This is a genomic window from Mesorhizobium sp. B1-1-7 (assembly GCF_006442705.1).
Taxonomy (GTDB): domain Bacteria; phylum Pseudomonadota; class Alphaproteobacteria; order Rhizobiales; family Rhizobiaceae; genus Mesorhizobium; species Mesorhizobium opportunistum.
Genome location: NZ_VFWQ01000012.1, coordinates 75,605 through 95,686 on the forward strand (window position 1 = coordinate 75,605; position 20,082 = coordinate 95,686).

Genomic DNA, 20,082 nt, shown 5'->3' on the forward strand with positions numbered 1-20,082 from the left:
GTTTACAAGAGATGGAACGGAGGCACGCCGATGGCCAAAATCGTCTATTCCATGCTGACGTCCTTGGATGGCTACATAGCCGGACCGGACGGGGACATCGCTCTGCCCGTTCCCGAGGCAAAGCTGCACCAGCATTTCAACGACATGATGCGACAGGCCTCGGTCGTCCTAGCCGGACGACGCATGTACGAGATGATGCGCTTCTGGGACAGCCCTGACCGCGAGACCGGCGACACCGAGGTCGAGCGGGATTTTGCCCGCGCGTGGCGAGAGACGCCCAAAATCGTATTCTCGACCACGCTCCGAGAGGTTGGACCGAACGCCCGGTTGGTGAATGGCGATGCCGGGACCACCGTAAGGTCGCTCAAGGCCGAGACGGACGGCCTCGTCATCCTCGGCGGCGCCGATCTCGCCGCCTCCTTGTCACGTGCCGGTCTCGTCGACGAATTCAGGCTTTACATGCATCCCGTCGTGCTTGGCGGCGGCAAGCCATACTTCCAGCCCGGCCAATCGCTGACGCTGAGACCGCTTGGCACGGAAAGCCTGAGCCAGGGCGTGACGCTGCTGCGTTATGCGCCGGCCAGCTGAATTCCGCGGCCTCCGGTGCTGTTACGCTCGCGCAGCGTCGATGATGCGGAACTGCACCGTGCGGTTGCCGTTCCAGTGATTGCCCGACAGCGAGCCGGCGACGTGCACCGTCTTGCCGCGGTTCTTGAATAGGAATTCGCCCAGCACCGTGTCGACCGCGCGAAAGGCGATCGCCTGGATGCGGCCGCCGCTGTCGGATTGTAATTCGCAGCGGATGTGGTTGGTGCCGACCGACCGGGCGTCGGCCAGCCGATGCCGCGGCAGCACGAAAACCGGCGCCACGTGGCCGGCGCCGAATGGCCCCGCCTTTTCCAGCGCATCGAGCAGGCCGAGCGTCGCGCCTTCGGCGGCAAGCGCGCCGTCGATCGCGAGGCTTTCCTCGTCCTGCAGCCGAAACACGTCGGCGGCCGCCCGTTCCTCGAAGAACGCCCTGAGCTCGCCGAGCCTGGCGCGCTCCACGGTGATGCCGGCCGCCATGCCATGGCCGCCGCCCTTGACGATCAGCCCGGCAGTGGCGGCTTCGCGCACAAGCCGGCCGAGGTCGAAGCCCGACACCGAACGGCCCGAACCGGTACCTATGCCCACGGCATTAAAGGCGATGGCGAAAGCCGGTCGGCGCGCGTGATCCTTCAGCCGCGAGGCGAGCAGGCCGACAATGCCGGGATGCCAGTTGTTGCTGGCGGTAACGACGATCGCCGGACCGCTGCCGCCGGCAAGCTCGGCATCGGCCTCGGTGCGGGCCGCCGCCAGCATCTCCTGCTCCATCAGCTGCCGCTCCTGGTTGAGCCGGTCGAGCGTCTCGGCGATGGTGCGGGCCTCGACCGGATCGTCGGTCGCAAGCAGCCGGCTGCCGAGTGCCGCATCGCCGATGCGTCCGCCGGCATTGATGCGGGGACCGATCAGATAAGCGAGATGAAAGGTGCTGATTGGTTCGCCGATGCGCGAAACCCGCGCCAGTGCCGCCAGCCCCTCATTCTTCTGCTGGCGCGCAACCTGCAGCCCCTTGACCACGAAGGCGCGGTTGACGCCGGTAAGCGGCACCACGTCGCACACGGTGGCAAGTGCCGCGAGATCGAGCAGCGAAAGCAGGTCCGGCGGCGGCGCGTCGGTCAGGCCGCGCAGGACCCTTGCAGTCTGCACCAGGGCAAGGAAGACGACACCGGCGGCGCAGAGATGGCCCTGCCCGGAAAGGTCATCGTCGCGGTTGGGATTGACGACGGCAATCGCCGCCGGCAAGGCGCCGCCAACCTGATGGTGATCCAGCACAACCACGTCGGCACCGGCCGCATTGGCCGCGTCGACGGAAATGGCACTGTTGGTGCCGCAATCGACAGTGACGATCAGCGTCGCACCGCGCGAGACGAGTTCGCGCATGGCATCGGGATTGGGGCCATAGCCCTCGAAGATCCGATCCGGGATGTAGATTTCCGACGGCACCGAGAAATGCGTCAGGAACCGCTTCAGCAAGGCAGACGAGGCGGCGCCGTCGACATCGTAGTCGCCGAAGATCGCCACCTTTTCCTTGGCCATCACCGCCGCCGCGATGCGGGCAGCTGCCCTGTCCATGTCGGTCAGCGATGCCGGATCCGGCAACAGGTCGCGGATTGTCGGGTCGAGAAACCGCTCGGTCTCATCGGCGGTAACGCCGCGTCCGGCCAACACGCGCGCAACGATGTCGGGCACCCCATGTCCTTGCGCGATCGCAAGCGCGATCATGTCCTGCCGTTCGGTCAGCCGATGCTCCCAGGCGAGACCGGTGGCCGACTGCCTGACATCGAGAAAGAGGCGCCTTTCGCCCATCATGCGCTTTGTCGACTCATAGTTCGGTGCAGGATAGGCCGAAGGCGGGCAAAACCAAGCTTCACGGCGGCAGACGTCGCGGGACAACTCAAGAAAAACTACGCTTTCCGCTTTTCAGCCTGGCGCCGGATCCATTCGTCGGCTGCGTCCCCCATCGTCTTTTCCCGACCGTCCTTGAGCCAGGCCATGAACGGCCGATCGAACCTGAACGCATCGCCGCATTCGCGGGTGAGAAAGCGACGCACATTCTGGGTGTTGCGATAGGATTTCGTAATGAGAGTGGCACGCGAAATCGGATCCGCGTGCCCGTCGAACGCCTTCATCGTCAAATCCTGCGGCCAGCTTCAGGCTCGCCTCTAAATGGCTAGCAACTGTGACGTGGCTTCGCAAGCTGGTCTAGAACTTATCCAAATCCTGGTGCCGGGCCTTGATCTCGCGCACGGTTCGCGACGACGAGCGCAGCACGATCGTATGGGTGGTGATGGTGGTGCGGCCGAACTTGACCCCCGCCAGCATGTTGCCGTCGGTGACGCCGGTGGCCGCGAACAGCACATCGCCGCGCGCCATGTCTTCAGCCCGATAGACGCGCTTCGGATCGGAAATGCCCATCTTCGCCGCGCGTGCGACCTTCTCCTGCGTGTCGAGGATCAGCCGACCCTGCATCTGGCCGCCGGTGCAACGCAGCGCCGCTGCGGCCAGAACACCTTCCGGCGCACCCCCGATGCCGAGATAGATATCGATGCCGGTTTCATCCGCGTCGGTGGTGTGGATGACGCCGGCGACGTCGCCGTCGCCGATCAGCCGGATCGCGGCTCCGGTGGCGCGCACGGCGTCGATCAGCCTGGCGTGGCGCGGCCGGTCGAGGATGCAGGCCGTGATGTCGGAGACAGCGACGCCCTTGGCCCTGGCGAGGCTAGCGATGTTGTCGGCCGGCGAGGCATCGATGTCGATGACGCCTTCGGCATAACCCGGGCCGATGGCGATCTTGTCCATATAGACGTCGGGCGCGAACAAAAGGCTGCCCTTCTCGGCGATCGCGATGACGGCGAGCGCGTTCGGCAGGTTCTTGGCGCAGATCGTCGTGCCCTCGAGGGGATCGAGCGCGATGTCGACCGCCGGACCTTTGCCGGTGCCGACTTGCTCGCCGATGTAGAGCATCGGCGCCTCGTCCCGCTCGCCCTCGCCGATCACCACCGTGCCCTTGATCGCAAGCCGGTTCAGTTCCTGGCGCATGGCGTCCACGGCAACCTGGTCGGCCGCCTTCTCGTCGCCACGGCCGCGCAGCCTGGCGGCCGCGACGGCGGCCCGTTCGGTGACGCGCACCAGTTCCATGGTGAGTATCCGGTCAAGGCCGGCGACGATGTTCTGGGCCACGTTCATTTCGGCAAATCCTCGTTTATAGGCCGCCTCCCGCCGGAGGCATGCCTGTTTTGTCAAACGAGCATGACAACGGCAAGACCAGCCGGGCGATTTTATCGAAAAGCTAGCAATATCATTCGATTAAACAGAATTTTTGAAACAGATGCCGGCCAGGTCGACAGGGACCAAGCCGGCTTGAAACGGGAAGATCCCTGCCCTTCGCAGCCTAGAAAACCGCGAGATATTTGAGCAGCGAAACGATGCCTATGATGATGACGATGATCTGGGCGATCTGTCTCATCCTGGCGTCGAGCGGCAGGCGTTGCACCAAATAGAGGACGAGAATGATGACGAGGAACGTGATCAGGATGCCGATCAGCGCGGACGAAGCCATGGTACCCTCCTTGAAATGATTTCCTGAAGCAGGGAAACGAGCCGGCAACGCCGGCTGAGTACCGGCGCCGTCAATACCAGCGGCGCGACGTGTCGTTCATCGACTGGCCGACGGCCAGGCCGGCGAGAAAGCCGAGCAGGCCGATCACGCCAACCACGGCGGTCGTCGTGCCGGGATTTTCGCGCGCGACTTCCGAAACCGACTGGGCCTGGCTGCGCAACTGCTGTGCCGTCCGTGAGGCGCGGGATGCCGCCGTCTCGTAGAAATCGGAAGCCTGCTCGCTGGCATCGTCGAGCATTTCGGCACCGCGCGCCGAGATGCTCTTGTTGATCTTGGTGATCTCCTTGCGCAGTTCGGCGATCTGCTTTTCCAGCGTCTTCTGGACATCGTCGATTTGAGGGCTATCGGATTTCGATGCTTCGGCCATTGCGGTTCCTTCGGTTTGGGGACCTCAGGAGAACGACGCCGGCAAGGATTGGTTCCGGCAATCCCGCCCCCGGCACCGACCCGAACCAAACCAAGGCGCGATGGCGCGGCGCTATCCAGCCCGCTCGATGCGGATGACCTGCGGCTTGTCGGTCAGGTGGCCGTCCTTGGTAATGCCGTCGACGGCTTTGCGCACGGCCGCCTCTGTCGTCTCGTGGGTGACGAGGATCACCGTCTTCTGTGCCACCGCCTCGCCGCCGATCGCCTGCTGGACGATCGATTCCAGCGAAATGTCGTTGTCGGCCATGCGCTTGGCGATCGCGGCGAACACGCCGATGCGATCGTGCACGGTCAGCCGGATGAAATAGCCACCGGCATGGCTGCGCATCTGCGCCTTCTTGTAGGGCCTCAACTCCTTCGCTGGCCGGCCGAAGACGGGCCCATGCTGGAAGCCCGGCCGGCTCTTGGCGATGTCGGCGATGTCGCCGATGACGGCCGAGGCGGTGGCGTTGCCGCCGGCGCCGGGGCCTGAAAGCAGCAGCTCGCCGAGGATGTCGGTCTCGATCGCCACCGCATTGGTGACGCCATGCACCTGCGCGATGACCGAAGCGGTCGGCACCATGGTCGGATGCACGCGCTGCTCGATGCCGCTTTCGGTGCGCTGGGCGACGCCGAGCAGCTTGATCCGGTAGCCGAGATCGCCGGCCGCGCGGATGTCGGCCTGGGTGATGTTGGAAATGCCTTCCATGTAGATGTCGTTGGCAGCGATCTTCGTGCCGAAGGCAAGGCTGGTCAGGATCGACAGCTTGTGTGCGGTGTCGTGGCCCTCGATGTCGAAGGTCGGGTCGGCCTCGGCATAGCCCAGCCGCTGCGCATCCTTCAGGCAGGCGTCGAACGAGATGCCCTCGGCCTCCATGCGGGTCAGGATATAGTTGCAGGTGCCGTTGAGGATGCCGAACACGCGGGTGACCGAATTGCCGGCCATCGCTTCGCGCATCGTCTTGATGACGGGAATGCCGCCGGCCACCGCTGCCTCGTAGTTGAGCAGCACGCCCTTCTTCTCGGCGATCTCGGCAAGTGCCACACCATGCTTGGCGAGCAGCGCCTTGTTGGCGGTGACGACATGGCGACCCGCTTCGAGCGCCGCCTTCACCGACGACCGCGCCGGACCTTCGTCGCCGCCGATCAGTTCGACGAACACGTCGATGTCGGCCGTCTGCGCCATCATGACCGGATCGTCGAACCATTTTGCCGAACCGAGATCAACGCCGCGGTCGCGTTTCTGGTCGCGCGCCGAAACCGCCGACACAATGATGTCGCGCCCGCATTGCCGGGTCAGTTCCGCCGCCTTGTCGCGCAGCACGCGCGCCACGGACGCGCCGACCGTGCCAAGTCCGGCAATTCCAACACGCAATGCTTCAGCCATGGAAGGCGACGTCCCTCAAATCAGATCGGAATTGTATTTACCGGTGGGCGGAAAGCGGCACCACATTGTTGGGCTGCTTGGCGCTGGTCGACAGGAAGCGCTTGATGTTGCGCGCCGCCTGCCGGATCCGGTGCTCGTTCTCGACCAGCGCGACACGCACGAAATCGTCGCCATGTTCGCCAAAGCCGACACCGGGCGCCACCGCCACGTCGGCGTGCTCGATCAGCAGCTTGGAGAATTCGAGCGAGCCGAGATGGCGGAACGGCTCCGGGATCGGCGCCCAGGCGAACATCGAGGCGGCCGGGGCCGGAATGGTCCAGCCGGCGCGCCCGAAGGCATCGACCATCACGTCGCGGCGCTTGTGGTAGATGTCGCGGACTTCGGCGATATCGGCGCCGTCGCCGTTGAGCGCGTGCGCCGCCGCCACCTGGATCGGCGTGAAGGCGCCGTAGTCGAGATAGGATTTCACCCGCGTCAGCGCCGAGATCAGCCGCTCGTTGCCGACGGCAAAGCCCATGCGCCAGCCGGGCATGGAGAAGGTCTTCGACATCGAGGTGAACTCGACGCAGATATCGATGGCACCGGGGACCTGCAGCACCGAAGGCGGCGGGTTGCCGTCGAAATAAATCTCCGAATAGGCAAGGTCGGACAGGATGATGATGTCGTTCTTCTTGGCGAAGGCTACCACGTCCTTGTAGAAATCGAGCGAAGCGACCAGCGCCGTTGGGTTCGACGGATAATTGAGGATCAGCGCCAGCGGCTTCGGGATCGAGTGCCGGACACCGCGTTCCAGCGCCGGGATGAAGCCGTCATCGGGCTCGACCTGCAGCGAGCGGATGACGCCGCCCGACATGATGAAGCCGAAGGCGTGGATCGGATAGGTCGGATTGGGACACAGGATCACGTCGCCGGGCGCGGTGATCGCCTGCGCCATGTTGGCGAAGCCTTCCTTCGAGCCGAGCGTGGCCACCACTTGCGTGTCGGGGTTGAGCTTCACGCCGAAGCGGCGCTGATAGTAGGCGGCCTGGGCGCGGCGCAGGCCCGGAATGCCGCGCGAGGAGGAATAGCGATGCGTGCGCGGATCGCGCACCACCTCGCACAATTTGTCGACGATGGCTTTTGGCGTCGGCAGATCCGGATTGCCCATGCCGAGGTCGATGATGTCGGCACCGCGCGAACGGGCGCTGGCCTTGAGCCGGTTGACCTGCTCGAAGACATAGGGCGGAAGCCGGCGGACCTTGTGAAATTCTTCCATGGCAGTTCCAGACATCGAAGGGCCCCGGACATCCGAGGCGTTGGGCGCGCGCTATATACTCATTTGCAGGTAGGGTCGAGGGCGGGGTCGCATTTGCCTTCGATCTGCTTCAGCGTCTGGGGGCCATGTTTCTTGGCCAGATCCGACAGCGCCGCCTGGTTGGAGACGTTGGCGGCGCCGCCTTTGGCTGCCTGCGCATTCTCGTCTCCCTTCAATTCGGCGAGCTTGGCATTCCTCTCCGCTTCGGTGAACTGCTTGGCCGCCACTTGCGGTTTGATGTTCAGGTTCGGAAAGGAGCCAGTATCCTTCGGGCCTGCGTCCGTCGCGATGGGCACCGGTCCACCGGTATTGGTGCTCGAGCACCCGGCAATGCCCAGCAGCACGATCGCCGCGCCGATGCGGCAAAAGCGTCCGGCGTCAAAAAAAACAGTCTCGCCAATCTTAATCGTCATATTGTTTCCTTGGCAGCCGGGGTAGAGCGAGATTGGACCCTGCCGGATGTCCCATGTTAATATGTCAAGAAAACGCTTCGGGAGGAACCCCGCGAACCATGTCCAAAACACCCGATTCGGGCAAAGCGGAAGATGACGAGCCTTCGACCGTCGAGCAATATCTGGTGAAGGATCCGGAACGCTTCGCGTTGAATATGGCGCGCATGGTCGAGCAGGCCGGCAAGGCGGCCTCCGCCTGGGCCGAACCGCGCGAAAGGGGCGAAGTGCGTGACCACGTCGCCGAACCCGTCGTCGACATGGTCAAGACCTTCTCCAAGCTTAGCGAATACTGGCTTGCCGACCCGCAGCGCGCGCTCGAAGCGCAGACGCGGCTGTTCGCCGGCTACATGACGGTTTGGGCGAACGCCATCCAGCGCGTCAGCCCCAGCGCCGAGGGCGCCGACGATGCCGTCAAGCCGGAGCGCGGCGACAAGCGCTTCCAGGATCCGGAATGGGGCCGCAACGCCTTCTTCGATTTTCTCAAGCAGGCCTATCTCGTCACCTCGCGCTGGGCGTCCGAACTGGTCGAGCACGCCGAAGGTCTGGACGAGCACACCCGCCACAAGGCCAGCTTCTACGTCAAGCAGGTATCCAACGCCATCTCGCCGTCGAATTTCATCCTGACCAACCCGGAACTGTTTCGCGAAACCGTTGCCTCGAACGGCGAGAACCTGGTGCGCGGCATGAAGATGCTGGCCGAGGACATCGCCGCCGGCAAGGGCGACCTGAAGCTGCGCCAGGCAGACTATTCACCCTTCGAGATCGGCAGGAACATCGCCACCACGCCCGGCAAGGTGGTCGGCCGCAGCGATGTAGCCGAGATCATCCAATATGATCCGGCGACCGAGACGGTGCTGAAACGCCCGCTGCTGATCTGCCCGCCCTGGATCAACAAGTTCTACATACTCGACCTCAACCCGCAGAAATCCTTCATCCGCTGGGCGATCGAGCAAGGCCACACCGTCTTCGTCATCTCCTGGATCAATCCGGACGAACGCCACGGCGCCAAGAGTTGGGAAGCCTATATCCGGGAAGGCCTGCAATACGGCCTCGACACGATCGAGAAGGCGACCGGCGAGCGCGACGTCAACGCGATCGGCTATTGCGTCGGCGGCACGCTGCTGGCGGCCGCCCTGGCACTGATGGCCAAGGAAGGTGACGACCGCATCAAGTCGGCGACCTTCTTCACCACGCAGGTCGATTTCACCTATGCCGGCGACCTGAAAGTGTTCGTCGACGAGGAACAGGTCGCGGCGGTGGAAAAGTCGATGAACGAAAAGGGCTATCTCGACGGCACCAAGATGGCGACCGCCTTCAACATGCTGCGCTCCGGAGACCTGATCTGGCCCTATGTCGTCAACAACTACATGCGCGGCAAGGATCCCCTGCCCTTCGACCTGCTCTACTGGAATGCCGATTCGACCCGCATGGCGGCCGCCAACCACTCTTTCTACCTGCGCAACTGCTATCTCGAGAACAACCTCTCGCGCGGCACGATGGAACTGGCGGGCCACACCGTCTCGCTCGGCGATGTCACCATTCCCATCTACAACCTCGCCTCGAGGGAAGATCACATCGCGCCGGCCCTGTCCGTCTTCCTCGGCTCGAAATATTTCGGTGGCAAGGTCGAGTATGTGATGGCGGGCTCCGGCCATATCGCCGGCGTCGTCAATCCACCTGCGTCCAACAAGTATCAGTACTGGACCGGCGGCGCGCCGGCGGGCGATTTCAACCAATGGATTGCCGCCGCCACCGACCATCCAGGCTCCTGGTGGCCGCATTGGCAAAGTTGGATAGAGGCCAAGGACAACACCCGCGTGCCTGCCCGCAAACCCGGCAAGCATATGAAAACCTTGGGCGATGCTCCCGGCACCTATGTGAAGGTGCGTGTGTAACGGACTGTAATGTCTGGTGAGTTGACGGCCCGGTAAAAGCGGGCGAAATGGTGTCGTCAACCTTCAAGCGGCCGTAATTCGGCGATCCCTGCAAAAATACCTCCAGGCTTGCGGATTTGACACAGGTCTCGTTTCCGGATCGGAGACAAAGTCACCTCGACGCGGATATCTTGGTTCCGCGCCAAGGACATACCGACCGGGCATCGAGGGGGAATTTGACTTTGAAATCAGCAGGATGGAGCCTCGCAAAGGGAGAACGCCGCGCCATTGTGGCAGCGCTCTGCTCCGTGCTCCTGGCCTCCTGTACATCGGCCGGCGACCAGACGATGTCGGTCGGAATGCCCGGCTACAATGCCTCCGCATCGGACATCAACGCCGCTTCCGGCAAGCCGGCCGCCGGCGCCGATTCGTCGTCTCAGATGGCGACCACGCAGACGACCGTGATGAGCGAAAGCGATACGGCGCTGCCCGAAAAGGTCGCCTACGTGCCGGAGGCCAAGCCCCAAGCCGCGTTTCCGCTGACGACGCCGGCCGGCGCTGAAACCATCGCGGGACAAACGCCGCAGGCCCTTCAGCAGCCCGCCCAGACGGCGCAGCAGACCGATGCGGTTGCCCAGAAGATCGCCGCCGCCGATGCCGGCGTGACGAAGCCGGCCGCGGCACCGGCGATGAACAATCCCGTCTATTTGACCGCCGGGGAAATGCCGCAAGCCGAGGCGCCCAAGAAAAAAGGCTTCCTGGCCTCGATGTTCGGCGCCACGCCCGCTTCGGCGGCGCCTGCTCCGCTGATCAGCACGCGATCGGGCGAACAGCCGGCCATACAGGCCAAGCCCGCGCTGGCGGCGGCAAAGCCGATCATCACGCTGGCCTCGGCCGATTCCACGGCAAAACCGATACAATTGGCTTCCACGGGGGATGAAGCCGGCCACATCACCGGCAGCGATGCCTTGCCCGGCGTGCGCCAGACCGCCCTGTTCGAGATCAAGCGAAAATCCGGCATCGACGACGAAAGCGACGTCGATCTCAACGAGGACGAAGGCTCGGGCGGCTCCTACCAGGTCGCGTCCGCCGCTGGCATGGCCCGTCTCGCGCCCAACGGGTTGCTGAAGCAGAACGAAAGCGTCGACGTCGCTTGCCTGAAGCCGTCGCTGGTTCGCGTGCTGAAGACGATCGAAGGCCACTACGGCCGCAAGATGATGGTGACCTCGGGCTATCGCGACCCGGCCCGCAACCGTCGCGCCAACGGCGCCAAGAATTCGCTGCACATGTACTGCGCCGCCGCCGACATCCAGGTGCCCGGCGTCTCCAAATGGGAGCTGGCGAGCTACATCAGGACGATGCCCGGCCGCGGCGGCGTCGGCACCTACTGCCACACCGAATCGGTCCACGTCGACGTCGGCCCCGAGCGCGACTGGAACTGGCGCTGCCGGCGCCGCAGCGGCGGTGACGACGGCTAGCGGCAAAGTCGTCACTCAGGCGAAGTTCTTTCGCGGAGACCTTGGCATGGCGGGCGGCCGGACAGATATCAACACCTTGCCGATGCTGGTGAAATCGCCGATTTGGCGGGCTGGAAAAAAGTTGTCCAAGGCGGCACCTGACGGGTTGCCGGTTGCGCGCAACGCCAGTATAAGCCGCTTTCATCTGAGCGCGCCCATCGTCTAGCGGTCAGGACACCGCCCTTTCACGGCGGTAACAGGGGTTCGATTCCCCTTGGGCGTACCAGAGATCTCAAGCATGTGGCCGACAACTCCTCTCATCTGTCCAATTGGCCAAAGGCAAATCGAACTCCAGCCATTGAAAAACCCGCCACCGTGAGGCAGCGGGCGAATGCGAGAGCCGGGAACCCGAGACAGGCCAACGCGTTCTCTGGCATGCTCAAAAAGATCGCTTTGACTGCTGTGCTGGTCCAGGTCGCCGTCTTTTCGGCCCTTCTAACCCAGACGGTCTTCTTCGCCTCGACGGCCTCTCAGGCCGCCAACGCGCAGCAGCCCGATCAACCCGTAGCGGCAAAGAGCGGGTATATGCAAGGCAGTTCACCATCGCCATGACGGCCCCGCTACCGCAACAGCAGCCGTGAATATCGAACTTCGGAGTAGGGATAGGATTCGGCGCTTGGACGTCGCTAACGATCCTAGACCGCCTCGATCAAGCCGTGCGCGTTTCAAGCTTGCAGCCGAATCCGCCGTCCAGTTACTTGCTTTAGGAGATTGGAGGCCTCGCCTCGGAATCGAACCGAGGCTTCCGAGATTTGCCGTCTCTAGCGTAGCCGCTCCGCCACGAGGCCATGCAACTGGTAGTAGCGGTAAGAAGTTTAAAGGTTGTTGACGTCTTTGGTAAAAATTTCACTGATCCATACGACGGAAAAGGCACGGCGCGGGATACGTCAATCAGATAGCAATGGCGTGCAGACATCCGCCCGCTGGTTCATCCCCCGCCAGGAAAAAACCTTGCTTCAGGCGGAAAGAACTGGCGCCGGCTGAGCCGTCACTCTGGCCAACAGTTCTCTTTGCACGGCCAGGAAGAACCTGCGTACTTCATCGGTGGCTGCGGCTTTATCCCTTCCCGATCCGACCACGAGATCGAGCAACTCCGCCGCTTTTGCCCTCCAGAACGAGGCGGCAGTTTCGCCTTGCAGGCTATCGAGCCTGGCGGCAACTTCCCGGACCAGGAATACCTGACGGTCGATCGGGAACGCACGAACTTTTTCTGAGGACATCTTCCGAACCCTGAACTGACGCAACGAATCAACCATCGCTGAACAGCAATGGCGTAGCCGTTAAGGTGGAAACGGAAGCTTAACGACGCCGTCGACGCGTCTTCGTGGGTTGGCTGCAGGATGATAAGTGTGCAGCGCCCCGGCCACCGCATGGCCGCGTGTTTAGGCGGTTATTGCCTGTGACAACCGCTATGGCCCTCAGGCCTGCAGTGCCCTCGCCTCGCCGCCGCGCTTGCGCCGAGCCAGCATGTCGCCAGCCATCAATCCGGTGACACGGCAGAACGCCATGAATGCCCGGCAGGCATCCTCGGTCTTGACCACGTCCACTGTGGCGCCAAAACAGGCATTGAAGGCTTTCTGATATACCGGTCCTTGCCGGCGTGCTGGCCAGTCCTGGAGAAAGTCGAGCGCCTGCTCGACGCTGTAGATCTCCTCGACGGGCAAGCCGGGGGCTTGCGCAATGCGCACCGGCACCTCGAACTGCAATCTGTCCATCCGTCATCTCCCGAACCGGCGTCGCCCAAGCAACGCCGTTCGTCGTCAAAAGTTGCCGTGACGGTTTTGTGCCATGCAAATGTGTCGTCACTGCGGAAGTGGCCCATGAGCAGGCTGCCATCAGCGACGCTTCGCGCGATCTGACCCGCTCGGGCGACCCAAGCGCATGACGGCCAGAAGGGAAAGCGGCAAGAGATCGCACCAACCAGACGAATATCCCGGCGGCGCGGGCCGTATCAGGCAGTTCTTCCTTGAACCTTTCGCCCCCAAGTGCCAAATCTGGTGGCATCTTCACGCCAGCACTCTTGCAGCGCCCCAGCTCTATACGGACAAAATGGTCACCTATCTCGACGCCGCCACGGCACCACTCAGAAACACCGGCCAGATCCGCCTCTATGGCGAGGAAGGTTTTGCCGGCATGCGCAGGGCATGCGACCTCACCGCGCGCTGTCTGGACGAATTGGTGCCGATGGTCGCTCCCGGCGTCACCACGGACACGATCGACCGCTTCGTCTTCGAATTCGGCATGGATCACGGCGCACTGCCGGCGACACTCAACTATCGCGGCTACACCAAGTCATCGTGCACCTCGATCAACCACGTCGTCTGCCATGGCATTCCCGATAGCAAGCCGTTGAAGGATGGCGACATCGTCAACATCGACGTCACCTACATCCTCGACGGCTGGCACGGCGATTCCTCGCGCATGTATCCGGTCGGCACCATCAAGCGAGCGGCGGAACGTCTGCTCGAGGTCACCCATGAATGCCTGATGCGCGGCATCGCGGCAGTCAGGCCGGGCGCACGCACCGGCGCCATCGGCGCCGCCATCCAGACCTATGCCGAGGCGGAGCGCTGCTCGGTGGTGCGTGATTTCTGCGGCCATGGCGTCGGCCAGCTCTTCCACGACGCCCCGAACATCCTGCACTACGGCAACGCCAATGAAGGCGTGGAAATGCGGCCCGGCATGATCTTCACCATCGAGCCGATGATCAATCTCGGCCGCCCGCATGTGAAGGTCCTGTCGGATGGCTGGACGGCCGTGACGCGCGACCGCTCGCTTTCGGCGCAGTACGAGCACACGATCGGGGTGACCGACACGGGCTGCGAGATTTTCACGCTCTCGCCGAACAAACTCGACCGCCCCGGTCTGCCGGCCTGATATTCTTGACATTTCGGGCGACGGCTTTGCCCGATTGATTGCCGGATGCGGGGGCGGATGGGCAAGGCAAGCGACGACGACGAGCGGAGTTTCTTCTCCGAGGTGCCGGCCCGGCCGGCCGCGAAGGCCAGGCCGGCGATCGAGGAGAAGCCGCACTATCTCGGCCATCGCGACCGTTTGCGCGAGCGCTTTGCCTCGGCCGGTCCCGACGCCCTGCCCGACTACGAGCTTTTGGAACTTTTGCTCTTCCGGCTGATCCCGCGCGCCGACACCAAGCCGGCCGCCAAGGCGCTGCTGGCGCGCTTCGGCACGCTGGCCGAAGTGCTTGGCGCGCCCGTCGGGCTGCTGCAGGAGGTCAAGGGCATTGGCCCCACGGTGGCGCTCGACCTGAAGATCGTCGCGGCGACCGCGCAGCGCATGGCGCGCAGCGAGATCCACGGCCGCGAGATCCTCTCCTCATGGCAGCAGCTTCTCGATTATTGCCGTTCGGCCATGGCTTTCGAGGCGCGCGAGCAGTTCCGCATCCTGTTCCTCGACAAGAAGAACACGCTGATCGTCGACGAGGTGCAGCAGACGGGCACGGTCGATCACACGCCCGTCTATCCCAGGGAAGTGGTCAAGCGGGCACTCGAATTGTCAGCGACCGCGATTATCCTGGTGCACAATCACCCGTCAGGCGACCCGACGCCATCGCGCGCGGACATCGAGATGACCAAACAGATCATCGATACGGCCAAGCCCCTCGGCATCGCCGTCCATGACCACATCATCATCGGGCGCAAAGGCCACGCCTCGATGAAAGGTTTGCTGCTGATCTAGGGCAACAAAACACACGTCGTGAAGTCGTCTACGCCAAGACGAAACCAGGCGTTCGCGCTGGGCGTAGTAGTGCCGCGGTTGGCAACTAGGACCAAGGTCCCGCCGACATGGGACTTCAGTACTGCATCGGCTTTATGGCGCTGATTTCTTTGTATTATCAAACCGTTACCGCGTCTGCTGGCTGCGGGCTCGCGTATTGATACGGCATTTGTCTAAAGTTTACTCTGTAGAATTAGTGATTTCTCATACGACGCTTTCTTAGCTGTCGGGCGGATGGCGATTCCTCGAGGAGGTTACCATGACAACCCGAAAAACTCTGTTTGCTGCCCTTGCCTCACTGGCGCTCCTGGCATCTCCGGCGCTCGCTGGTGGCAACGGGCATGGCGGCGGTAACGGCGGTGGCAATGGCGGTGGTAACGGCGGTGGCAACGGCAACGGCGGTGGCAATGCAGGCGCCACGCACGGCAACAGCGGCGCTTCGCATGGCAAGTCCTCGTCGGCCCCGGGGCAGGTAGCCAAGGCGCAAAAGAACACGACGGTCGACACGAGCACGCAGGTCTCGTCGGTGACCAAGGAAAAGAACATCCACGCCAAGCTTGGCCGGCTGAACTCTCTGCAGCGCAACATAAACGCCTATATGAACTCCAAGAGCAAGAAGTTCGCCGGTGTTCAGGCATTCGTGACGCAATCCGCGAAAGCCAAGGTCGCGCAAGCCGCGGCTGAGACGGCGGCAGCCACAGCGGCAGCGGCCCAGGCCAAACTGGATGACCTGAATACGCAGCTGGCCGGCCTGGACCCTGTCGCCAACGCCACACAGATCCAGGCCTTGAATAAGCAGATCACGGCTCAGACGGCCGTTGTCGCCGACGCCAACGCGGCCGCCGCCGAAGCTGAGGCAGCAGCTGCCACGGCCACCGTCGGCACCGATCAGGCATCACTCGACGCGGCGCTGGCAAACATGGCCAACAAGCCCATAGACGCCGAGGTCACGACTTGGGCCCAAGGAGTCCTTGCCGATAAGATCGACCAGACGGCTACCAAGATCGAAGCGGAAACGACGCCTTAAGGCGTTCACCAAAACGACATTACCCTTATTGGTCAAAGATGATGCCGTCGGGTTCGCCCGGCGGCATTGTTGTTTCTGGTCGTAGCGGAACGCCCAAGGCCATTCGGCGCGGCAGATGTCGGCCGAGTTGCTGGAGGTGATGCGACAAGCGCCGGTCAAGCGTCACGCTCGAACGAAATGCAGGAAATTTGAAAATCGTTCAATCCTGGAAAGAGCAATCCAACCATCCCCATCTTCCGGGATCAGCCTTCCAGTTAACATGAGAAAACTTCAATTCTTTAGAAAATCATTTCGTTGAGGCGTCGCGCATCCACTGCTACCGTTTGAAACGCTTCAATTGGAACCATGCACTTGCAACGCAAGCGCCCTACCATAGCGGATGTCGCACGAGCCGCCGGTGTCTCCATCGGCACGGTTTCGAACTTCATCAATGGAACCGCCGGCCTCAGGGACGACACACGCGAACGCATCGAGAAGGCGGTTGCCGCATTGATGTACCGGCCCAGTTCCTTCGCGCGTTCGCTGCCCGGCCGCGGGCCCCGCAGGCCGAAAAATCTCGATCACCTGCCAAGGCTTCTGGTCGCCGGCCGCGTGAGTGTCGACTTCCTGTGTCGAGTCGACGTGCTCCCTCATCGTGACGACCGGATCACCGCAAGCCATATCGAAAAGGCGCTGGGCGGACCAGCTGCCAATCTCGCGGTTGCCGCCGCCGGCGTTGCGGCGCCCTACGCCCTTGACGTGGAACTGGCAACGGCAGTCGGCAGGGACGCCGAGAGCGACTGGGCGCTGGGCGAGCTCTCCAAACTGGGTGTCCACGCCCTCCCCATCCGCAGCACGCCCAACAACCGGCTCTCACAGGCGATCGTCATCATCGAGCGCAACGGCAGCCGCACCATCATCAGCGAACCGTTCGAACTGGGTGAGGTCGACCTGACCGCCAATCTGGACATCCAGCCCGAGCAGCGTCCGGCCTGCCTTCATATCGAAGGTTTTCATTATGAGACGATGACGGCATCAATCGAACGCTTCCATCAGGCCGGCTGGAAGGTGAGCCTGCATTCGGCCGGCTTACCCAGAAGCGCGCGCACACCCGAAACTTTCGCGAACATGGTCAAACAGATCGATCTGACCTTCATCAACGACGTGATGATGCGGGAGATTTTCGGCTTTCGTACCGGGATGGCGACCATGATCGAAGAGGCGCGGCTGGTCCTCTCGCGTATAAAGCAGCGCGGAACGGTCGTGATCACCCTCGGCGAATTCGGCGCCGTCGTCTTCCCGTCGGGCGGCGGCCGGCAGATCGAGGTGCCGGCACTGCCGGTCAACCGCGTCGATGCCACCGGCGCCGGTGACAGCTTCGCCGGCATCTTCCTCAGCCTGTGGCTGCATGGCGCATCGCTGGACGCCGCCGCCCGCTACGCCGCGATCGGCGCGAGCCTGACGACGACGGTCGAGGGCGCGCAGGGCTATATAGCGGATTTCGCGACCCTCAAGGCCACCGCCTTGGCGCACGACGCTGTGATGGCAAGCTAAATCAAAGACTTATCGGTTCTGGACATCCGCCATGTGGCGACATCAGGAGAGCATGATCATGGCGAAAGCAAAAGTCCTTCTGGTTGGCGAAAGTTGGATGAGTTCGGCGACCCACTACAAGGGGTTCGACCAGTTCGGCAGCGTCACCTTTCATCTCGGCGCAGCGCCCCTCGTTGCCGCCCTGAAGGACAGCGAATTCGATCTTGAGTACATGCCGGCCCATGAAGCCGTCGAAAAGCTGCCCTTCACCATGGAGGGTCTTTCGCAATACAAGGCGATCATCCTCTCAGACATTGGCGCCAACTCGCTGCTGCTCCATCCCGATGTCTGGCTGCACGGCAAGACGGTCCCCAACCGGCTCAAGCTGCTGCGCGACTGGACGCTGGCCGGCGGCGGTCTGATCATGATTGGCGGCTACTTCTCCTTCCAGGGCATCGATGGCAAAGCCCGCTGGCATCGCACGGCTGTCGAGGAAGCGCTGCCGGTGACCTGCCTTCCCAATGACGACCGGCTTGAAATCCCAGAAGGCTTCCGGCCCGAGATCACCGGCCCCAGTGATCATCCGCTCTTTGCCGGTATCACCGGTGAATGGCCCGTTCTTCTTGGTGCCAACGAGGTCGTTGCCCGCGACCGGGACGATGTCGAAGTGCTGGCACGGCTGCCGCAGGACCAGGGCGGTCACCCCCTGCTGGTTACCGGGCGCCATGGTAAAGGCCGCACCCTGGTCTGGACATCGGATATCGGCCCGCACTGGCTGCCCAACAGTTTCGTCGAATGGCCGGGCTACGCGCGCCTTTGGAAGAATGTGCTGCGCTGCGTGAGCAACGCCGCCTAGCCAATCGGCAGTCGCCGGAGGAACCGTCATGACAGCACCTTTTCTTGTCGCCAGAAACATCGCCAAGCGCTTTGGCGCACTGACCGCGCTGGCAAATGTCGACCTGGAGATTCGCTCCGGCGAGGTGCTGGCGCTGCTTGGCGACAATGGCGCGGGCAAATCGACCTTCATCAAGATCCTGGCAGGCGCCCATGCGCCCAGCGATGGCGAACTCGTCATCGAGGGCAATCCAGTTGCCTTTTCCTCCCCCAAGGATGCGGCCTCATCGGGAATCGCGACAATCTTCCAGGAACTGGCGCTTTCCGAGAACCTATCGATCGCCGAAAACGTCTTCCTCGGCCGAGAATTGAAACGCTCCATTTTGGGCATTCCGTTTCTGAAGCGCCAGGAAATGCGCCAGCGCGTCGACGGTCTGCTGAGGGAGCTCGACGCTCATATTTCCGACCCGGAAGCGCCCGTCGGAAGCCTGTCGGGCGGCCAACGTCAGGCCGTCGCGATCTGCAGGGCACTCAATTTGAACGCCAAACTGGTCATCATGGACGAGCCAACCGCAGCCCTGGCCGTCGCCGAGACCCGCAAGGTGCTGGCATTGACGCGGCGGCTTGCCGCTCGCGGTTGTGCCGTCGTCCTCATCAGCCACAACATTTCCGAAGTCTTCGAGGTTGCCGATCGCATCGTGGTGTTCCGGCGCGGCCGCAAGGTGGCCGAACGGCTGGCGGCCGAAACCAATCACGAGGAAGTCGTTTCGCTCATAACAGGCGCTCACCCCGACGTGCGGGCGCTCGAAAAAACAAACTGAAACGCACGTCATTTCCAGAGAGGATCAAACCACAATGCTTTCACATTTCAAGAAAGTGCTCGCAGCCTCAGCTCTGTCACTCGCTGTCGCAACCGCAGCGCACGCCGCCGACAAGCACAAGATCGCCTTTGTCCCGCAGTTGATCGGCATCCCTTATTTCAACGCCATGGAAGCCGGCGGCAATCGCGCCGCCAAGGATCTCGGCGTCGATTTCATCTACTCCGGTCCCGTCGACACCAACCCGGTGGACCAGTTGCAAATCGTGCAGAACCTGATCGACCAGGGTGTAGAGGCGATTTCGGTCAGCGTGCTCGATGCCTCCAGCATTGCCCCCGTGGTCGAGAGCGCCAAGGCGAAGGGCATCAAACTGTTCACCAGCGACAGCGATGCACCCGATAGCGGCCGTGCGGTCTACGTGGCCCAGGCAACCGACGAAGGCCTCGGCATCACGATCGTCGACGAGTTGGTCAAGCGCGTCGGCGAGGACGCAACGATCGGCATCGTCTCCGGCGAAGCGACGGCGTCCAATCTCAATGCCTGGATCGGCTTCATGCAAAAGGAAGCCGCCGCCAAATATCCGAAGCTCAAGCTGCTCGCGCCGCAATTTGCCGGCGGCACAGCCGAGCGCGCCGCGCAGATCTCCGGCGATCTCATGGCCGCCAATCCCGATATCAAGGCCATCATTGCCGTCGCATCCTCGACATGCCCGGGCGTTGCCCAGGCCATAGAGACCGCCGGCAAGATCGGCTCCGTCATCGGCGCCGGCTACTGCAGCCCGAACACGGCGCGGGCCTACCTGAAGAGCGGAGCCTTCGGCTTCACCGTGCTGTGGGATCCCGAGCAGCTCGGCTATCTCACGGTCTGGGCCGGCAAGCAGCTCATCGACGGCAAGGCCTTCGAGGCGGAAAACAAGATCGCCGGCCTGGAAAAGCCTGTCACCTACGATGCCGCCAAGGGCATCCTGCTGCTCGGGCCGCCGGCTGTCTTCACCAAGGACAATGTCGACAAGTTCAACTTCTGAGC

22 protein-coding genes and 2 tRNA genes are annotated in these 20,082 nt (G+C 62.9%); 13 read left to right on the top strand and 11 right to left on the bottom strand.

The window, feature by feature from the left end:
* The first annotated feature begins 30 nt into the window (after positions 1-30).
* A complete protein-coding gene (locus FJ978_RS21210; protein ID WP_140573718.1) occupies positions 31-588 on the top strand; it encodes a dihydrofolate reductase family protein in 558 nt (185 codons plus the stop codon).
* A 21-nt stretch (positions 589-609) separates the two neighbouring features.
* Here the strand turns inward: FJ978_RS21210 and recJ are convergent, their stop codons facing one another.
* The 8 genes from recJ to FJ978_RS21250 all read right to left on the bottom strand — a co-directional run bounded on the left by recJ (position 610) and on the right by FJ978_RS21250 (position 7,700).
* Positions 610-2,391: a single-stranded-DNA-specific exonuclease RecJ gene (recJ, locus tag FJ978_RS21215; protein WP_140573720.1), complete on the bottom strand. Its 1,782-nt coding sequence runs from the start codon at positions 2,389-2,391 to the stop codon at positions 610-612.
* A 95-nt stretch (positions 2,392-2,486) separates the two neighbouring features.
* Positions 2,487-2,711, bottom strand: a complete 225-nt coding sequence (locus tag FJ978_RS21220; RefSeq protein ID WP_140573722.1) for a DUF6434 domain-containing protein — start codon at positions 2,709-2,711, stop codon at positions 2,487-2,489.
* Between the two features lie 73 nt (positions 2,712-2,784).
* Complete coding sequence (gene glpX / locus FJ978_RS21225) at positions 2,785-3,768, bottom strand: class II fructose-bisphosphatase (protein WP_140573724.1); 984 nt, start codon at positions 3,766-3,768, stop codon at positions 2,785-2,787.
* Positions 3,769-3,973: 205 nt separating this feature from the next.
* A complete protein-coding gene (locus FJ978_RS21230; protein ID WP_023763577.1) occupies positions 3,974-4,141 on the bottom strand; it encodes a Thivi_2564 family membrane protein in 168 nt (55 codons plus the stop codon).
* A gap of 70 nt (positions 4,142-4,211) precedes the next feature.
* The gene (locus FJ978_RS21235) at positions 4,212-4,568 is read right to left on the bottom strand and encodes a hypothetical protein (RefSeq protein WP_140573726.1); all 357 of its coding nucleotides are present in this window, start codon (positions 4,566-4,568) and stop codon (positions 4,212-4,214) included.
* A gap of 111 nt (positions 4,569-4,679) precedes the next feature.
* Entirely contained in the window at positions 4,680-5,993 is a 1,314-nt protein-coding gene (locus FJ978_RS21240; RefSeq protein WP_013895149.1) for a homoserine dehydrogenase, read from the bottom strand.
* 37 nt (positions 5,994-6,030) lie between these two features.
* A complete protein-coding gene (locus FJ978_RS21245) occupies positions 6,031-7,248 on the bottom strand; it encodes an LL-diaminopimelate aminotransferase (protein WP_013895148.1) in 1,218 nt (405 codons plus the stop codon).
* Between the two features lie 59 nt (positions 7,249-7,307).
* On the bottom strand, positions 7,308-7,700 hold the full coding sequence (locus FJ978_RS21250) for a hypothetical protein (RefSeq protein ID WP_140573728.1): 393 nt from the start codon (positions 7,698-7,700) through the stop codon (positions 7,308-7,310).
* A 98-nt stretch (positions 7,701-7,798) separates the two neighbouring features.
* Between FJ978_RS21250 and phaC the strand changes: the two genes are divergently transcribed.
* From phaC to FJ978_RS32855, 5 genes are all read left to right on the top strand, one after another.
* Positions 7,799-9,634: a class I poly(R)-hydroxyalkanoic acid synthase gene (phaC, locus tag FJ978_RS21255; protein WP_140573730.1), complete on the top strand. Its 1,836-nt coding sequence runs from the start codon at positions 7,799-7,801 to the stop codon at positions 9,632-9,634.
* Positions 9,635-9,849: 215 nt separating this feature from the next.
* A complete protein-coding gene (locus FJ978_RS21260; protein ID WP_140573732.1) occupies positions 9,850-11,091 on the top strand; it encodes a YcbK family protein in 1,242 nt (413 codons plus the stop codon).
* 46 nt (positions 11,092-11,137) lie between these two features.
* On the top strand, positions 11,138-11,296 hold the full coding sequence (locus FJ978_RS32850; RefSeq protein WP_181176738.1) for a hypothetical protein: 159 nt from the start codon (positions 11,138-11,140) through the stop codon (positions 11,294-11,296).
* Positions 11,282-11,356 (top strand) — tRNA-Glu (locus FJ978_RS21265). Before FJ978_RS32850 ends, FJ978_RS21265 begins: the two co-directional genes overlap by 15 nt.
* 149 nt (positions 11,357-11,505) lie before the next feature.
* Positions 11,506-11,682, top strand: a complete 177-nt coding sequence (locus FJ978_RS32855) for a hypothetical protein (protein WP_181176749.1) — start codon at positions 11,506-11,508, stop codon at positions 11,680-11,682.
* A gap of 160 nt (positions 11,683-11,842) precedes the next feature.
* Here the strand turns inward: FJ978_RS32855 and FJ978_RS21270 are convergent.
* The 3 genes from FJ978_RS21270 to FJ978_RS21280 all read right to left on the bottom strand — a co-directional run bounded on the left by FJ978_RS21270 (position 11,843) and on the right by FJ978_RS21280 (position 12,845).
* A tRNA-Cys gene (locus tag FJ978_RS21270) sits at positions 11,843-11,918 on the bottom strand.
* A gap of 168 nt (positions 11,919-12,086) precedes the next feature.
* Entirely contained in the window at positions 12,087-12,350 is a 264-nt protein-coding gene (locus FJ978_RS21275; protein ID WP_140573734.1) for a DUF6074 family protein, read from the bottom strand.
* 198 nt (positions 12,351-12,548) lie between these two features.
* On the bottom strand, positions 12,549-12,845 hold the full coding sequence (locus FJ978_RS21280; RefSeq protein ID WP_140573736.1) for a DUF982 domain-containing protein: 297 nt from the start codon (positions 12,843-12,845) through the stop codon (positions 12,549-12,551).
* Positions 12,846-13,179: 334 nt separating this feature from the next.
* Here FJ978_RS21280 and map point away from each other — a divergent pair, with 334 nt between their 5' ends.
* From map to FJ978_RS21315, 7 genes are all read left to right on the top strand, one after another.
* Positions 13,180-14,007: a type I methionyl aminopeptidase gene (map, locus tag FJ978_RS21285; protein ID WP_023763563.1), complete on the top strand. Its 828-nt coding sequence runs from the start codon at positions 13,180-13,182 to the stop codon at positions 14,005-14,007.
* Positions 14,008-14,064: 57 nt separating this feature from the next.
* Positions 14,065-14,826, top strand: a complete 762-nt coding sequence (gene radC / locus FJ978_RS21290) for a DNA repair protein RadC (protein ID WP_013895141.1) — start codon at positions 14,065-14,067, stop codon at positions 14,824-14,826.
* Between the two features lie 298 nt (positions 14,827-15,124).
* On the top strand, positions 15,125-15,892 hold the full coding sequence (locus tag FJ978_RS21295) for a hypothetical protein (RefSeq protein WP_140573738.1): 768 nt from the start codon (positions 15,125-15,127) through the stop codon (positions 15,890-15,892).
* A 345-nt stretch (positions 15,893-16,237) separates the two neighbouring features.
* Entirely contained in the window at positions 16,238-17,425 is a 1,188-nt protein-coding gene (locus FJ978_RS21300; RefSeq protein ID WP_140573740.1) for a PfkB family carbohydrate kinase, read from the top strand.
* A 58-nt stretch (positions 17,426-17,483) separates the two neighbouring features.
* A complete protein-coding gene (locus FJ978_RS21305; protein WP_140573742.1) occupies positions 17,484-18,260 on the top strand; it encodes a glutamine amidotransferase in 777 nt (258 codons plus the stop codon).
* A 28-nt stretch (positions 18,261-18,288) separates the two neighbouring features.
* A complete protein-coding gene (locus tag FJ978_RS21310) occupies positions 18,289-19,059 on the top strand; it encodes an ATP-binding cassette domain-containing protein (protein ID WP_140573744.1) in 771 nt (256 codons plus the stop codon).
* 34 nt (positions 19,060-19,093) lie between these two features.
* Positions 19,094-20,080, top strand: a complete 987-nt coding sequence (locus tag FJ978_RS21315; RefSeq protein WP_140573746.1) for an autoinducer 2 ABC transporter substrate-binding protein — start codon at positions 19,094-19,096, stop codon at positions 20,078-20,080.
* Positions 20,081-20,082 lie beyond the last annotated feature (2 nt).

What these genes read in the sequence shown, in the direction of transcription:
- FJ978_RS32850 (WP_181176738.1), top strand. Translation starts at nt 11,138, where the DNA reads ATGGCGGGCGGCCGGACAGATATCAACACCTTGCCGATGCTGGTGAAA.
- FJ978_RS21250 (WP_140573728.1), bottom strand. Translation starts at nt 7,700, where the DNA reads ATGACGATTAAGATTGGCGAGACTGTTTTTTTTGACGCCGGACGCTTT.
- FJ978_RS21230 (WP_023763577.1), bottom strand. Translation starts at nt 4,141, where the DNA reads ATGGCTTCGTCCGCGCTGATCGGCATCCTGATCACGTTCCTCGTCATC.
- phaC (WP_140573730.1), top strand. Translation starts at nt 7,799, where the DNA reads ATGTCCAAAACACCCGATTCGGGCAAAGCGGAAGATGACGAGCCTTCG.
- FJ978_RS32855 (WP_181176749.1), top strand. Translation starts at nt 11,506, where the DNA reads ATGCTCAAAAAGATCGCTTTGACTGCTGTGCTGGTCCAGGTCGCCGTC.
- FJ978_RS21275 (WP_140573734.1), bottom strand. Translation starts at nt 12,350, where the DNA reads ATGTCCTCAGAAAAAGTTCGTGCGTTCCCGATCGACCGTCAGGTATTC.
- map (WP_023763563.1), top strand. Translation starts at nt 13,180, where the DNA reads ATGGTCACCTATCTCGACGCCGCCACGGCACCACTCAGAAACACCGGC.
- glpX (WP_140573724.1), bottom strand. Translation starts at nt 3,768, where the DNA reads ATGAACGTGGCCCAGAACATCGTCGCCGGCCTTGACCGGATACTCACC.
- FJ978_RS21300 (WP_140573740.1), top strand. Translation starts at nt 16,238, where the DNA reads ATGCACTTGCAACGCAAGCGCCCTACCATAGCGGATGTCGCACGAGCC.
- recJ (WP_140573720.1), bottom strand. Translation starts at nt 2,391, where the DNA reads ATGATGGGCGAAAGGCGCCTCTTTCTCGATGTCAGGCAGTCGGCCACC.
- FJ978_RS21240 (WP_013895149.1), bottom strand. Translation starts at nt 5,993, where the DNA reads ATGGCTGAAGCATTGCGTGTTGGAATTGCCGGACTTGGCACGGTCGGC.
- FJ978_RS21305 (WP_140573742.1), top strand. Translation starts at nt 17,484, where the DNA reads ATGGCGAAAGCAAAAGTCCTTCTGGTTGGCGAAAGTTGGATGAGTTCG.
- FJ978_RS21295 (WP_140573738.1), top strand. Translation starts at nt 15,125, where the DNA reads ATGACAACCCGAAAAACTCTGTTTGCTGCCCTTGCCTCACTGGCGCTC.
- FJ978_RS21220 (WP_140573722.1), bottom strand. Translation starts at nt 2,711, where the DNA reads ATGAAGGCGTTCGACGGGCACGCGGATCCGATTTCGCGTGCCACTCTC.
- FJ978_RS21315 (WP_140573746.1), top strand. Translation starts at nt 19,094, where the DNA reads ATGCTTTCACATTTCAAGAAAGTGCTCGCAGCCTCAGCTCTGTCACTC.
- radC (WP_013895141.1), top strand. Translation starts at nt 14,065, where the DNA reads ATGGGCAAGGCAAGCGACGACGACGAGCGGAGTTTCTTCTCCGAGGTG.
- FJ978_RS21310 (WP_140573744.1), top strand. Translation starts at nt 18,289, where the DNA reads ATGACAGCACCTTTTCTTGTCGCCAGAAACATCGCCAAGCGCTTTGGC.
- FJ978_RS21245 (WP_013895148.1), bottom strand. Translation starts at nt 7,248, where the DNA reads ATGGAAGAATTTCACAAGGTCCGCCGGCTTCCGCCCTATGTCTTCGAG.
- FJ978_RS21210 (WP_140573718.1), top strand. Translation starts at nt 31, where the DNA reads ATGGCCAAAATCGTCTATTCCATGCTGACGTCCTTGGATGGCTACATA.
- FJ978_RS21235 (WP_140573726.1), bottom strand. Translation starts at nt 4,568, where the DNA reads ATGGCCGAAGCATCGAAATCCGATAGCCCTCAAATCGACGATGTCCAG.
- FJ978_RS21280 (WP_140573736.1), bottom strand. Translation starts at nt 12,845, where the DNA reads ATGGACAGATTGCAGTTCGAGGTGCCGGTGCGCATTGCGCAAGCCCCC.